The following is a 13,767-nucleotide window of genomic DNA, read 5'->3' on the forward strand; positions in this document are numbered from 1 at the left end:
AAAATTAATTTTTTATTATATAATTGGCTTTAAATCAATAAATTTAAACTAGAATACAAAAAGCAAAAAAACTATACAACGTTTTCAAAGTTGGCATTAAAAATGCATATTAAATAGCAGGGGGGATGGCTATGAAAAAAAGAAGTGTTTTGATAAGAAGCCAATCTGGGCTCCATGCCAGGCCTGCAAGTATACTGGTGAATCTGACTCAGCAATTTCAGTCAAGCATCACCTTTGAAAAGGGGGGAAAGAGGGTAAACGGTAAAAGTCTTATGGGAATCCTTAGTATGGCCGTAGGGGATCGAGAGGAATTAACAATCATTGCTGAGGGCAGCGACGAGTTAGAGGCAATTGACGCAATAGAAGCATTGCTCACAAAGGGGTTAGAAAAGTAGTCGGACATTTATAGAAAAGGGAGGTTGCAATGATGAAAAAAATTCTTTTAGTATGCTGTTCTGGAATGTCTACCAGCCTACTGGTTACCAAAATGAATGATGCAGCAGCGAAAAAAGGACTAGAGGCTAAAATATTTGCAGTTTCAGAAACCGAGGCCAACAAGCATTTTGATGAGATTGATGTACTGCTATTGGGGCCTCAGGTTAGATATTTACTAGGCAAGCTGCAAAAAAACCTGGAGGAAAGGGGGGTTCCGGTAGCCGTAATCGACAGTGTAAACTATGGCACCATGAATGGTGAAGCGGTGCTTGAACAAGCCATAAATCTTATGAAGGCTTGAAAAACACCCGGGTAACAAAAGGAATTGAGAACCGAGAGAAAATTGAAGGGGGATCTGTATGAAGAAATTGTTGGAATTTCTAGAGAAGTATTTTGTACCTGTGGCAGGTAAAATCGGAGCCCAAAGGCACCTGGTGGCCATTAGAGACGGCTTTGTTGCAATTATGCCATTAATTATTGCCGGTTCATTGGCAGTCTTAATTAATAACCTGCCCGTCAATGCCTTTCAAAATGCATTAAATGCTATCTTCGGCTCTGACGTATGGAAAGGGCTGGGAAACAACGTATCCAATGGAAGCTTAGCCGTCATGGCACTACTGGTTAACTTCTCCATCAGCTACAGCTTGGCTAAGGGATATAACTCTGACCCCTTGGCAGCAGGGGTTGTCAGTGTTGCCTCGCTAATGGCCATTATGCAGTCGGCCGAAGGGGTTTCGGCAGTTCCCTACTCCTGGCTAGGGGCCCTGGGACTATTTGTTTCGATTATTGTTGCTATCATTTCAACAGAAATATTTGTTAGACTTTTAGGAAATCCAAAGCTTGTACTGAAAATGCCAGAGGGTGTACCGCCCGCCGTGGCAAAATCCTTTGCTGCATTGTTTCCAGCGATGATTACCATCTTAGTATTTGCCTTTATTAAAATTATTTCTACAGCAGTAGGCATTGTAGACATCCATGCAACAATCTATGATCTAATCCAAAGACCGTTATCTTCCATGGCCAATACCCTGGGAGCCGCCTCAGCCATCGCAATACTCAATCACCTGCTGTGGTTCTTTGGGCTCCATGGCCCCAATATTTTAGAACCGGTTATGCAGACAATGTATCTGCCGGCTTTACAAGCCAATATTGCGGCCTTTGCCAGTGGTCAAGTGGTACCCAATATCGTTACCAAGCCCTTCTTCGATGCCTTTGTGTATATGGGCGGCTCAGGAACCACCATATGCTTAATCATTGCCATCTACATTGCTTCAAAGAGAAAGCACCATCGGTATTTAGCCAATATGGCTGCGCCAACTGGACTATTTAATATTAATGAACCTATTATATTTGGTCTGCCCATTGTGCTGAATCCTGTGTTCCTTATTCCATTTATTTTAACACCCCTGGTATTGACAATTTTCAGTTATCTGACCATAGCAGCCGGAATTATTCCCAAGACTATTGCCATGGTTCCCTGGACAACACCGCCCATTATCAGTGGCATTCTGGCCACCGGGTCATGGCGAGGGGGAGTATTGTCGCTGGTCAATATTGTCATTGGAGTCATTCTTTACATGCCCTTTATTATCATGTCGGAAAAGTTAGAGGATAAAAAAACAGCACAAAAGAGCAGCAATTAATCATAATGTGAGGGAGCAGGTCTTCCTGCCTCCCTCCTTTCCAAAATGCGGGAGGCGAAAATCATGGGTGACATCAAGATAGCCGTTATTGGAGGTGGCAGCAGCTATACGCCGGAGCTGATAGAGGGCTTTATTAAGCGGGCAGATACTTTACCCGTTGGCTCCATCTATTTGGCCGATATTGAAATGGGGGCAGAAAAGCTTGCGATTGTTGGAGCCTTGGCCAGAAGGATGTTGAAAAGGGCAGGGTTAAACATCCCGGTCTATACAACCCTAAACCGTCAAGAAGCCATTAGCGGGGCAGATTTTGTTCTAACACAGCTTCGTGTCGGAGGACTTCAGGCGAGAATCAAGGATGAAGAAATTCCCCTTAAATATCAGGTTATTGGTCAGGAGACCACAGGAGCCGGCGGCTTTGCCAAGGCCATTAGAACCATACCGGTGATCAGTGAAATCTGTTATGATATAGAAAAGCTCGCCCCCGAGGCATGGCTGATTAATTTTACCAACCCCGCTGGTATTGTTACAGAATTCGTGTTGAAGCACACTTCGGTGAAGGCCATTGGCCTTTGTAATGTGCCCATAGGGATGATTCACCATATTGCTAAGCTGCTGAAGGTAGACAGTAGCAGAATCAGAATCGATTTAGCAGGGTTAAATCATCTGGTCTATGGCAAAGCCGTTTATCTTGACGGAATGAATATAACCGACAGGCTCATTGAGGCATTGATAGGGGGTCAAACCTATTCCATGGAAAATATACCCGATATGAAATGGGACCCTGCCCTGATAAAATCCTTGGGTGTCATTCCCTGTCCATATCACCGGTATTATTATATGCAGGATGAAATGCTTAAGGATGAGCTTGATCAATGGACCCAGGGAAAGGGGACAAGGGGAAGACAGGTGGCGGCTCTGGAACAGGAGCTATTCAAGCGATATCAGGATCGTGATCTGGATATCAAGCCGCCGGAGCTTGAAAAAAGAGGAGGAGCCTATTATTCCGATGCAGCGGTATCATTGGTTAATTCCATCTACAATGATACAGGTGAAATTCATGTGGTTAATGTTTTGAACCAGGGGGCCATTGCTGATTTACCACCTAATTCGGTGGTAGAAACCAATGCAGTGGTAAATCGCAGCGGTGCCGTACCCATTGCTGGGGGAAAGCTGCCCCAGGAGGTGGTGGGGCTGGTGCAGGCGGTAAAGGCCTATGAAGCCTTAACCATAGAGGCAGCAGTAACGGGCAGCTATGACAAGGCACTTCAGGCCCTTTTAGCCCATCCGTTGATTCCATCAATTGGTATAGCTAAGAAAATTCTTAAGGATATTCTAAAGGCCCACCATGATTATTTACCACAATTCGATATTTGACAGTAGACTAAGGAGCGATCAATATGAACTTTGAAGAAATTATTTTGAAAATTATTACCCAGAGCGGGGATGCAAAAAGCTTTGCCATGGAGGCAATTCAATTTGCAAAGCAAAAAGAGTTTTCTAAGGCCCGGGAAGCAATGGAAATGGTAGCGGAAAAACTGGGAGAGGCCCACAAGGAGCAGACAAAGCTCATTCAAAATGAGGCCCAGGGTGATAAAACAGAGGTTTCGCTGTTGTTGATCCATGCCCAGGACCACCTAATGAATGCCATTACCCTTAAAGAAATGGCCAATGAATTTATAGAATTGTATCAAAGACTAGAATAGGGCAAGCTGTAAAATGCCCTTTTTTCCATTAAGGATAAAGGAGGAGCCGGAATGAGAGGATTGGGAATTTCCATCTACCCTGGTAAAATCAATATTGATGAAAACAAACAATATATACAGTTAGCCAGTGAATTAGGCTTCAGTAGAATATTTACCTGTCTATTGTCTCTGAAGGACGGAAAGGAAAAAATATTTAATGACTTTAAAGAAACCGTACTTTACGGCGCCTCCTTGGGGATGAAGGTTGTAGCTGATGTTTCACCCAAGGTTTTTCAGGAATTAGACCTCTCGCCCAGGGATTTAAGCTTTTTTAAGGAGCTGGGCCTCTATGGCATTCGGCTGGATTTGGGCTTTGGTGGACCGGAGGAGAGTATGATGAGCTACAATGCCTTTGATTTAAAAATTGAACTAAACATCAGTGGGGGGACAAAGGGGCTGGAAAACATACTATCCTACTGCCCTAATCGAATGAATCTTTTAGGCTGCCATAATTTTTATCCCCATCGGTATACGGGTTTATCCAGGAAGCATTTTATGGAAACCTCCCAAGAATTTAAAAAACAGGGGATTCGAACAGCGGCCTTTGTTTCATCCAATCATGCCACCCATGGGCCCTGGCCGGTGATGGAAGGGCTTTGTACCCTAGAGGAGCATCGAGGACTTCCCATTGAGGTACAGGCAAAGGATCTGTTTAATACCAATTTAATCGATGATGTCATTATCGCCAATGCCTTGGCCCATGAGACTGAGCTAAGATCCCTGTCGAAGCTTAATCGCCAGCTATTGACCCTCAGGGTAGCGCTTTATGAAGACCTGCCAGAGCTGGAAAGGAAAATTATTTTTGAAGAACCCCACTTTAATCGGGGTGACATATCAGATTATATGCTTCGTTCAACCCAAAGCCGAGTAAAATATCAAGGTCACCACTTTGCCGTTTTTAATCCAAAGCCCATTAAACGGGGGGATATTTTAATTGATAGCTCCCAATACGGTCATTATGCCGGAGAGCTGCAGGTGGCCCTGAAGGATATGGAGAATAGCGGTAAAACCAATGTAGTGGGAAGGGTGGTGGAGGAAGAACATTTTCTGTTAGACACCATTCAGCCCTGGCAGCGCTTTAGCTTTTCTTTATAGGTGCCAGAGGGCGTTTTTCTGTCGCTTTTCATCTTCAATCTAAGTATGAAAAAGTATGTCTATCCTAAGCAGACATACTTTTTTATTGCTTTGATCCCCCATCTTAATAAGGGTCATGGTTATACCCTGTTTTCTTTACGAATTTCATATTGAATGGTACAATGGGCTAGACTAGTATTTGAACCTCCCTTGAGGAGTTGAAAAATGGAAAGGTGGTGAGAAACTCACCAAAATTAAATTGGTGAGGATGAGGAATGCAAAATTACGGTAATAAGCTTCCAAAATATTTTGAGAGGATTAATGGTGAAATATGGCTGGTTGAAGATGAAAGGGACAATATGAAGCTGTATTATAGAATTAAGGAAATTCTTTATACAGGCCAGTCTCCCTTTCAACAGGTCAATATAGTTGATTCCTATGATTTCGGCCGCTGTCTTGTATTAGATGGTGTCATACAGACCACGGAATTAGACGGATATATATATAATGAGATGATTTCTCATATTCCTGTAGTATGCCACCACAACCCCAAAAGAGCCCTGATTATTGGTGGGGGAGATTGCGGAGTAGCCAACGAACTGTCAAAATATAGCGGGTTGGAAGAAATAGACATGGTAGAAATAGATGAACTGGTGGTAAGGGAGTCCATTAATAAGCTCCCCAAAATATCTGGCGATGTTTGTAATGATCAGCGGATTAATTTTATCTTTGATGATGGTGTAAAATTTGTACAGGGTAAAAAGGGTGTTTATGATATAGCAATAGTAGACTCTTCCGATCCGATTGGTCCGGCTGAGGTATTGTTTTCAGAGGGCTTTTATGTAGATTTAAAAAATTCCTTGAAGCAGGATGGACTCATGGTCTGCCAAAGTCAGTCGCCAATTTTTCACAGGGATATATTAAAAGAGACCCGACGTAAATTAAAAAAACATTTTTCTATTGTTGAAACCTATAAGGCTGTTGTACCAAGCTACCCCGGGGGAATGTGGAGCTTTACCCTGGCTTCCTTTAAATATGAGCCAATAAAGGCAAATCTTGAGAGACTTGCTCCCAATACAAAATACATTAATAAAGAGATATTCCATTCATCCTTTAGTCTTCCTAATTTTATGCAGAAAGACCTGACAACTTAGGTGTTATGGAATTAAATAGATAAGCTAAATAACAGGTGTCAAAGGTATTCCGTTGACACCTATCAATCATTACCAGCAGCCCTGCAATTCCGGCCACCTTCTTTTCTAGGTGTTAGAGGTGCTTTTTTGGTGCTTATTCCGGTGTAGGTTTAGGATCTGAATGGGTGGTGATGGGAATATTATGTGGAGAGATATTATGGTCTGTTGGATTTAGAGACATTATTGTTGATTACTATGTTCGTGATGATAAATTGTTTATTAAATGTGATGATGGTGATGACCTTTTTAATTAAGAATGGTTCTGTAGTTTAGTAGTATTCTTTGCAAAAACATAACTACTACTGATTCTAGAACTTTTTTATAAAGCAAAGGATAGCTCCTTTACTTCTTACTTATAATCTAAAATAATGATGTTGTCTAGAGAATGTAGTATTAGCTATATGAAGTACGAAAGGATATACCTGACTAGATACCGTCCTCTATTTGAGGAGTTAATTGTGGAAATATATAGTGAAAAAATCAAACTAAGTAATACTTTATTTTTAAAGGAAAAAGATGATTTATTTAAGCAGATTATAATGGATTTGAATTATTTTTCAGAACTTTAGAAAAGGATGAAGATTATGTTTCAACCTATTAATAAGAAAATTTTTGTAATTAAAGGTGATATTACAAAGATGGAAGTTGATGCTATTGTTAATGCGGCCAATAGTAGTTTACTTGGTGGTGGAGGTGTTGATGGAGCTATTCATAAAGCAGGTGGGAGAGGTATTTTAGAAGAATGTAAAAAGATAAGAAATAAGCAGGGAGGGTGTGCTGTAGGTGAGGCAGTTATAACCAGTGCTGGTGATTTGAAAGCAAGGTATGTTATACATACGGTTGGACCTGTATGGAATGGAGGTACTAAAGGAGAAATTGAATTATTGGAAGGATGTTATTCAAACTCATTACGATTAGCCTATGAAAATGGTGTAAAGAGTATTGCATATCCTTGTATAAGCACAGGTGTATATTGTTTTCCCAAAGATATTGCAGCAAATATAGCAGTAAATAAAGTTTCCAAATTATTGTTAAAATATATTAGTATTCAGAAGGTTATATTTGTCTGTTTTGATGATATTAATTATCTGGAGTATCTAAAGAACGGGATAAAACCACTGGAGGAATAAAGATTATATTTGATTAAAATACTTTTGATTTTAGTGATTCTGCCTACGGATGGTAAAACCGTTGAAACAAGGGTTGGCGGAATTAAAATTGAATTTCTTGTATAGATTACTTAAAAGGACACACAGTTTCGGCTCATGTGGCCTTTCTTTTTGAAATAGTTCAGCAGAAAGTTCTCTAATACTCAAAACAATGGAAATCGGCACAGTGGAGCTAAAGATGGAACATTTGCTGATTTAATGAGTATAAAATAAAAAATAGGGGGGAGGTTTAGGTGTTTAGCAAGTTAAAAAATTTTATTTCTATGTTTAGTAATAGTGAATACCATGTTATTGATAATGAAGGAATAGTAAAAGTCCATGAAGTAATAAACAATTATCCTAATCAAGAGAATTTCTATACTTTAGAATATGATGTCTTAAAAGAAAAATGGAATGTCTATTCCATTGCCAGAACAGATAAAAGATTATTAAAGTCATTTTATGATAAAAACTTTGGCTATTTTGCTTTGGCTGTGATCATTATTAAATATACTACATCACCGAAAATCATTAAACCAGATTTACCGGATAGAATATATACTTATAATGATAACGATATTTTTAGAATTACAATGGAATTAAATACTGTATTAAAAAATAATTACTATTCGATTTATCAACATAAAATCAATGCTGTTAATCTATATAAAGAAGATGGTTTCTACCTTGTTTCGTATATTGATTTAAACAACTTTTCCTATATCATCAGTGATGATAATGAAGAATTTGCTGATGGGCTAAATATTTTATATAATTTTGCATGGTATTTACATTTGCTCGATAGATTAACTTTGGAATGGTTTTCTACAATAAATAAAGATAACTTGGATTATCAAGAAGTTGTAAAGCTTATCTTAGGGATATAGAAAAACTATTGAATAATTGAAATATTAAAGTGGTTACACAGTTACGGCTATGTGACCTTTCTTCTTAGCATGTGAGTAAACATGAGGTTAATAAGAAGCACTCAATGAAGATAGTACAGTAAAAACTACAATGTTATTGAATATGTGGAAAAATTCTATACAAACATTTATATTTACATAGACTTTATTGATAATAATGGTGATATAAGTATTAACGTAGAGGCGAAGTAATGTAGAAATAAACTATCTATTTTTGGGAAGTGGCGTAGTTTTATTCCATCGGACACAAGTCTCCTATGGAGGAATGAGGTCTAAAAAAGATACCCAGATATCATTAAACATTAATAATATAGGGTATCTTATTTATTTCTTAGGCTTAAGAATGAGCCGAAGACATAATATATTGTTCGATTAATTCATTGTAGGCCCTTTGAATAGCTTGAACCATGGGATTTTCAACAGAGGTAAAGGGTTGTTCATCTACAGAGGAAATTGGCAATACCTTGGGAGACGTACCTGTTAAAAACAGTCCGTCTATCTTTTTCAAAAAGTCGATGGAAATGGGTTTCTCCTTCACTTCAATTCCCAAATCATTACATAGCTTCATGACTCTGCTTCTTGTTATACCCACCAATACATCCTTTGAAGGAGCGGTATATAAAATATCTGATTTAATAAAAAACAGGTTGGAACGGCTCCCCTCGGTAATTTCATTGTTTTCGTTTACCAAAAGGGCCTCATAAACACCGGCCTGATAAATGGCACGATTCAGCTCGTCCCGCTGGGACTGGGCAATTGCCTTTATATTGGGGTTCTTTCTGACAGCCTTGTATAATATTGTTGCGACCCCTTGCTGGTATTGGGCTTCAGCGGGATAATGACTTGGAATAAAAAACATATAAAAATTAGACTGCGATGAGTCCAGGTCAGTCACCAAAATTTTAAAATTCATTTCACCCATTTGATTTAAGGTAATTAGCTCAGAAATTTGATTCTTTAGTTTTGCCACATCGACAAAATGGCTATGACCTAAAAGTGAAATTGAATCCTGAAGCCTGGTCAGATGCTCTTCAAGAAACAGCGGTACCCCCCTGAGCACCCGAATCACTTCATAAACCCTTGGGCCTTGGTCGGCCTGGTCTAAGGAAAATTCAGATACAGGCAAGGGATGCCCATTTTTAATAAAAACGCTTCCTTCTATTTCTACCCTGTTTATATTGTTCAAGGCAAACACCTCCAATTATATTACTATTTTACCATGAAAGGGATTTTATGATAATATATTAAACTTTTTTTCAACAATAACCGATATAGTTTATATAAAAATACAATTAAATAATTTTATAGGAGGGAACCTCAATGAAGCTAGATGGTGTACAAGCCATAAATCCGCAGACTTCGCAGGTAAATGGCCCTGGGCAAGGAAGCCGTGAACAGGGACTGCGAACCTTTGGATTAAAGGAACCGTTATCGGGAGAAAAACAAATATCCCAAGAAGAATTGAATAAGGCCCTAGATAAAGCCAATAAGAGCTTTCAGGCCTTCGACCGAAAGTTAGAAGTATCGATCCATGAAAAAACCAATACCATTATGGTAAAGGTAATTGATTCAACCAATGACCAGGTGATTCGGGAAATTCCCCCTGAAAAAATACTGGACATGGCAGCCCATATGCTAGAGGTGGCGGGAATTATAATAGACAAAAAAATCTAACCAATAGGGGCTGCTAACCAAAACTAAATTTAATCAAAAAAGTTTGTTAGTTAATGAATAAAGAAAAGGGGTGTCTATATGAGAATCAGCGGAATTGCATCGGGTTTTGATACAGAAACCATGATAAAAGAGCTGATGAATGCTGAACGACTAAGAATCAACAGATATTATCAGCAGGAGCAAACACTTAAATGGCGGCAGGAAGCCTATAATACTACCAATCGTACCATGGCCAATTTCATTTTAAATACCAGAAAGGATTTGGGATTAAGTGAAATTATGTACAATGGTACCATTCGAAGTAATGCTACCAATAATTTTACCTGGGTAAAGCGGGCCTTCAGCAGTGACGAATCTTCGGTTTCCGCTGTTGGTAAAACCAATGCCATCAATGGAAGCTACCAGGTGAAGGTCAATGCACTGGCTGAAAACGCAGCAGCCACAAGCCAACAGCTGGCGGCCGGCAGTAACGAAGCTGATGGTGAAAACTTTGTTTTAGACAGCAACCTGAAATTTAAGGGGAATGATACAATTACCGTTACAACTGATGTAGGGTCAATTGAAATTAATGTCGGCCCAGATGGTGATGTAAAGGATATAAACGGCTTTGTGTCAGCCCTTAACAGAGCAGTAGACGGAGATGGCAAGAGTCTGGGAATACAGGCTTCCTATGATAGAAGCCTGGGTAAATTGATTGTGACCACCAGAGATTCTGGTGCGAATAAGTTTATCCAAGTTAGCTCCAATGGAGATACAGCTGGGAAAATGTTCACTGGTGATATCCTGGGGGCTGGTGTAACCGGTGCAGATGCTTCCATTACATTTAATGGAGATGAAATTACTTCATCGACCAATAATTTCAGCGTATTTGGTATTGATATTACTGCTAAAAAAATAACATCGGCGGAAGTTACCATTAAAGTAGATACTAATGTTGATGGAATTTTTGAAAAGATTAAAGGATTTGTAGACAGCTATAACGAATTAGTAGATACCATCAATGGTACCTTGAATGAAAAAACCTACCGGGATTATAAGCCTTTAACCCAGGAGGAAAAGGCTGCCCTTTCTGACAAGGAAATCGAAGCCTGGGAGAAAAAGGCCAAGAGTGGGCTTTTAAAGAACAATGAAAGCCTTTCAAGAACCCTGCAAAGCATCCGAGGCAGCTTTTATCAACCAATTGATGGGGTAACCGGTACCTATGATTATTTGCATCAATTAGGAATCACCACAGGCAATTATAAGGATGGCGGCAAGCTGGTGATTGATGAAGAAAAATTAAGGAAGGCCATTACAGAAGACCCCAATGGAGTAATGGATGTATTCTTCAAGACCCCTGAGATGGATTCCACCGGTGAGGAAAGAACGGCCACCTCTGGAATTATTCAGCGGGTATATGATGGTCTGGTTACTGGCATGAAGGATATTGTCAAACAGTCAGGAACCGGGGCCGATGAAAATCTTTTAAGGAATGTGCAGTCCAATATGCTGGTGGAATTTGTTTCCGACCATAGCTCCCTGAGTAAAATTGATAAGGATTTAAGAACCCTGTCAACCAATATTCTTCGGGAGGAAAGGCTGTTGATGCAAAAGGAAAATCGCTATTGGCAAAAGTTTACTGCCATGGAAAAGGCGCTGTCTCAAATGAATCAACAAAGCAATTGGCTCATGTCACAATTGGGATTAAGCTAATATAGATTTTTAGAAGGAGGAAGCTAAATGGCAATGCATAACCCCTATAACCAGTACAAGGAAAGCAGTATTAAAACAGCTAGCCCACAGGAATTAACCCTAATGCTCTATAATGGTGCAATTAAATTTATGAATCAGGGAAAGCTGCATATACAGCAAAAAAATGTTGAGGGGGCAAATGAGGCTTTAAAACGGGCACAGGACATTATTCAAGAGCTAAACATTACCCTGGATATGAAATATGAAATTTCTCAAAATCTTCGTTCCATTTATCTCTATATTTTGGAAAAACTGGTGGATGCTAATATATCTAAGGATTGTGTTTATTTAGACGAGTCAATTGAAATGGTAACGGAATTAAGGGATACCTGGAAGGAAGCCATGAAGCTTTCTAAGCAGGGAAATAGGTGATGAAATGAAGCCAGAGGTAGTGGTTGACTATTTATATAGAATTAGTGAAGGAAAGCTGCAATTAATGGAGCAGCTATTGAAGTTAACGAAACAGCAAAGCGTTGTTTTGAAGGATATTACCGATGAGAACCTTGCAGAATTAAATCAAGTAATTGAAGAGAAACAGCAGGTGATTGAAAAGGTGGACCTTCTGGACAAGGAGTTCGTCGGAAAATTTGAAGGCTTGAAGGAGCTTTTGGGAATCGATAGCTTTGCTGATATGTCAAAGGAGCCCGTAGTTGGTTTTAAAAATCTAAAGGAGACAATTGAAAAAATTGTTGATGTTAGAAATGAGATTGAAGCAGTTGACAAGGCCAATACTGAAAAAGCCCAAATGCATATGGCTGCCATCAAGCAAGAACTTCAAACAGTAAAGATTGGTAAACAGGTGAATAAAAACTATGGTAAAAAATACGTAGTTAATGAACCTATATTGTTTGATAAGAAGAAATAAATCAGTTATAATGATATATACATGGAGGTCTGTGGTTGAAAGTCCAAGCCAGTCGCAGGCAAAAGGACCCACGTAAGATGGCTAAAATTAGCTATCGATCATGGTGCGGCTTAGAAGTAAGACCTGCCGGTATCAAACCGAGAGGAAAAGTAGTGAAAGTGAACCCGTAGCAAAATTCCCAGCAGGCGAGTGTGGGGGAAAAAACCAGGTCAGCTTCATGTAACAAAAAAAGTCTTTGATATTTCAAAGGCTTTTTTGCATGTTCAGACTTTATTTTAATGGCGAGGGAAGCAGGAGTAATTTTTTTTTACTTAAGATCCAGGGATCTTTGTTATGATATGTTCTAAGAGAAATTATTCACACTATATACACAGGCTTATCCCATTGAAATATAAGTTATCAACAAACATACCCACATTATCCACAGATGTGCTATAAACATATTCACATACAAAGCGTGGATTATCCACAGGGAAAATGGCAAAAAACACTGAAAATTCATAGCTTTTGTAAGGGACTGTCTAAAAAGAAAAATAGTAATCATGGCCTAGCTGATGATTGAATATATTAGTTTAAACAGCTAAAACAGCATTATAGAAAATTTGAAAATGTACAACCTATGTTTGAGGGCTTGTATTATGGGTAATAATTTTGATAACCCATAGGAAATATTGATTAAGCTGTTACAATTTTAAGTTGACAAAGCTCAACTTAAATTGATAGATGGGAAGGGAGCTGAACATATGAGAGTAATTGTAAGCGGAAAAAATGTTGAAGTAACAGATGCCTTAAGGAGCTCAGTCGAATCAAAAATTTCTAAGATGGATAAGTATTTTAACAAGGATGTGGAGGCAAAGGCCACCTTATCTGTGGAAAAGTCCAGGCAAATTATTGAAGTAACCATTCCAATTAACGGAACGATCCTAAGGGCTGAGGAAACCACAGAGGACATGTACACTTCTCTTGACAAGGTGGTTGACAAATTGACCCGACAGTTAAGAAAGCACAAAACAAAGCTGGAAAATCGTAATGGAAAGATTAGCACAATTCGATTTGAAAATATACCATATCCGCAGGACGACGAAGATACCATAGAGCCAAAAATTGTTAAAACCAAAAGATTCCCTGTTAAACCCATGAGTGCAGAAGAGGCTGTATTACAGATGGAGCTCATTGGACATAACTTCTTTGTCTATACCAACGCAGATACCGAGGAGGTAAATGTTGTTTATAAACGGAAAGATGGAAATTATGGATTAATAGAGCCTGATTACGAATAAATTAAGGGCAGCCGGAGGGCTGCCCTTTTTAGGTGTTGAAAGTAAAAAAGCTGCTT

General features: G+C 39.1%; 15 protein-coding genes. 14 read left to right on the forward strand and 1 reads right to left on the reverse strand.

Annotated elements, in window-relative coordinates; translation table 11 throughout:
- Nucleotides 1–131: 131 nt before the first annotated feature.
- The 9 genes from ACYQ1I_RS08300 to ACYQ1I_RS08340 all read left to right on the forward strand — a co-directional run bounded on the left by ACYQ1I_RS08300 (nucleotide 132) and on the right by ACYQ1I_RS08340 (nucleotide 8,122).
- The gene (locus ACYQ1I_RS08300; RefSeq protein WP_459764209.1) at nucleotides 132–395 is read left to right on the forward strand and encodes an HPr family phosphocarrier protein; all 264 of its coding nucleotides are present in this window, start codon (nucleotides 132–134) and stop codon (nucleotides 393–395) included.
- 32 nt (nucleotides 396–427) lie between these two features.
- The gene (locus ACYQ1I_RS08305) at nucleotides 428–736 is read left to right on the forward strand and encodes a PTS sugar transporter subunit IIB (RefSeq protein ID WP_459764211.1); all 309 of its coding nucleotides are present in this window, start codon (nucleotides 428–430) and stop codon (nucleotides 734–736) included.
- Between the two features lie 58 nt (nucleotides 737–794).
- Entirely contained in the window at nucleotides 795–2,078 is a 1,284-nt protein-coding gene (locus tag ACYQ1I_RS08310; protein ID WP_459764213.1) for a PTS sugar transporter subunit IIC, read from the forward strand.
- A 63-nt stretch (nucleotides 2,079–2,141) separates the two neighbouring features.
- A complete protein-coding gene (locus ACYQ1I_RS08315) occupies nucleotides 2,142–3,452 on the forward strand; it encodes a 6-phospho-beta-glucosidase (protein ID WP_459764215.1) in 1,311 nt (436 codons plus the stop codon).
- Nucleotides 3,453–3,475: 23 nt separating this feature from the next.
- A complete protein-coding gene (locus ACYQ1I_RS08320; protein WP_459764217.1) occupies nucleotides 3,476–3,781 on the forward strand; it encodes a PTS sugar transporter subunit IIA in 306 nt (101 codons plus the stop codon).
- A gap of 51 nt (nucleotides 3,782–3,832) precedes the next feature.
- Nucleotides 3,833–4,915: a DUF871 domain-containing protein gene (locus ACYQ1I_RS08325; protein WP_459764219.1), complete on the forward strand. Its 1,083-nt coding sequence runs from the start codon at nucleotides 3,833–3,835 to the stop codon at nucleotides 4,913–4,915.
- 254 nt (nucleotides 4,916–5,169) lie between these two features.
- A complete protein-coding gene (speE, locus tag ACYQ1I_RS08330) occupies nucleotides 5,170–6,048 on the forward strand; it encodes a polyamine aminopropyltransferase (RefSeq protein ID WP_459764221.1) in 879 nt (292 codons plus the stop codon).
- 614 nt (nucleotides 6,049–6,662) lie between these two features.
- Nucleotides 6,663–7,217 (forward strand): O-acetyl-ADP-ribose deacetylase, encoded by a 555-nt coding sequence (locus ACYQ1I_RS08335; protein WP_459764223.1) that lies wholly within the window; start codon nucleotides 6,663–6,665, stop codon nucleotides 7,215–7,217.
- A 272-nt stretch (nucleotides 7,218–7,489) separates the two neighbouring features.
- The gene (locus ACYQ1I_RS08340; RefSeq protein WP_459764225.1) at nucleotides 7,490–8,122 is read left to right on the forward strand and encodes a hypothetical protein; all 633 of its coding nucleotides are present in this window, start codon (nucleotides 7,490–7,492) and stop codon (nucleotides 8,120–8,122) included.
- A 376-nt stretch (nucleotides 8,123–8,498) separates the two neighbouring features.
- Here ACYQ1I_RS08340 and ACYQ1I_RS08345 read toward each other — a convergent pair whose 3' ends face one another.
- Nucleotides 8,499–9,347: an aminotransferase class IV gene (locus ACYQ1I_RS08345; RefSeq protein WP_459764227.1), complete on the reverse strand. Its 849-nt coding sequence runs from the start codon at nucleotides 9,345–9,347 to the stop codon at nucleotides 8,499–8,501.
- 134 nt (nucleotides 9,348–9,481) lie between these two features.
- On the opposite strand from ACYQ1I_RS08345, the gene ACYQ1I_RS08350 reads away from it, so the two are divergent.
- The 5 genes from ACYQ1I_RS08350 to hpf all read left to right on the forward strand — a co-directional run bounded on the left by ACYQ1I_RS08350 (nucleotide 9,482) and on the right by hpf (nucleotide 13,711).
- Complete coding sequence (locus ACYQ1I_RS08350; RefSeq protein ID WP_459764229.1) at nucleotides 9,482–9,835, forward strand: flagellar protein FlaG; 354 nt, start codon at nucleotides 9,482–9,484, stop codon at nucleotides 9,833–9,835.
- Nucleotides 9,836–9,913: 78 nt separating this feature from the next.
- Nucleotides 9,914–11,527: a flagellar filament capping protein FliD gene (gene fliD, locus ACYQ1I_RS08355; RefSeq protein WP_459764231.1), complete on the forward strand. Its 1,614-nt coding sequence runs from the start codon at nucleotides 9,914–9,916 to the stop codon at nucleotides 11,525–11,527.
- A 27-nt stretch (nucleotides 11,528–11,554) separates the two neighbouring features.
- Complete coding sequence (gene fliS, locus ACYQ1I_RS08360; protein WP_459764233.1) at nucleotides 11,555–11,938, forward strand: flagellar export chaperone FliS; 384 nt, start codon at nucleotides 11,555–11,557, stop codon at nucleotides 11,936–11,938.
- A gap of 4 nt (nucleotides 11,939–11,942) precedes the next feature.
- Nucleotides 11,943–12,431, forward strand: a complete 489-nt coding sequence (locus tag ACYQ1I_RS08365) for a flagellar protein FlgN (protein WP_459764235.1) — start codon at nucleotides 11,943–11,945, stop codon at nucleotides 12,429–12,431.
- Nucleotides 12,432–13,174: 743 nt separating this feature from the next.
- Nucleotides 13,175–13,711, forward strand: a complete 537-nt coding sequence (hpf, locus tag ACYQ1I_RS08370) for a ribosome hibernation-promoting factor, HPF/YfiA family (protein ID WP_459764237.1) — start codon at nucleotides 13,175–13,177, stop codon at nucleotides 13,709–13,711.
- Nucleotides 13,712–13,767: the final 56 nt, after the last annotated feature.

It is taken from the genome of Alkaliphilus crotonatoxidans, from assembly GCF_054658015.1.

Bases quoted from the DNA above. Each gene is read 5' to 3' on its own strand.
- ACYQ1I_RS08300 (WP_459764209.1), top strand. From the start codon at position 132: ATGAAAAAAAGAAGTGTTTTGATAAGAAGCCAATCTGGGCTCCATGCC.
- ACYQ1I_RS08305 (WP_459764211.1), top strand. From the start codon at position 428: ATGAAAAAAATTCTTTTAGTATGCTGTTCTGGAATGTCTACCAGCCTA.
- ACYQ1I_RS08310 (WP_459764213.1), top strand. From the start codon at position 795: ATGAAGAAATTGTTGGAATTTCTAGAGAAGTATTTTGTACCTGTGGCA.
- ACYQ1I_RS08315 (WP_459764215.1), top strand. From the start codon at position 2,142: ATGGGTGACATCAAGATAGCCGTTATTGGAGGTGGCAGCAGCTATACG.
- ACYQ1I_RS08320 (WP_459764217.1), top strand. From the start codon at position 3,476: ATGAACTTTGAAGAAATTATTTTGAAAATTATTACCCAGAGCGGGGAT.
- ACYQ1I_RS08325 (WP_459764219.1), top strand. From the start codon at position 3,833: ATGAGAGGATTGGGAATTTCCATCTACCCTGGTAAAATCAATATTGAT.
- speE (WP_459764221.1), top strand. From the start codon at position 5,170: ATGCAAAATTACGGTAATAAGCTTCCAAAATATTTTGAGAGGATTAAT.
- ACYQ1I_RS08335 (WP_459764223.1), top strand. From the start codon at position 6,663: ATGAAGATTATGTTTCAACCTATTAATAAGAAAATTTTTGTAATTAAA.
- ACYQ1I_RS08350 (WP_459764229.1), top strand. From the start codon at position 9,482: ATGAAGCTAGATGGTGTACAAGCCATAAATCCGCAGACTTCGCAGGTA.
- fliD (WP_459764231.1), top strand. From the start codon at position 9,914: ATGAGAATCAGCGGAATTGCATCGGGTTTTGATACAGAAACCATGATA.
- fliS (WP_459764233.1), top strand. From the start codon at position 11,555: ATGGCAATGCATAACCCCTATAACCAGTACAAGGAAAGCAGTATTAAA.
- ACYQ1I_RS08365 (WP_459764235.1), top strand. From the start codon at position 11,943: ATGAAGCCAGAGGTAGTGGTTGACTATTTATATAGAATTAGTGAAGGA.
- hpf (WP_459764237.1), top strand. From the start codon at position 13,175: ATGAGAGTAATTGTAAGCGGAAAAAATGTTGAAGTAACAGATGCCTTA.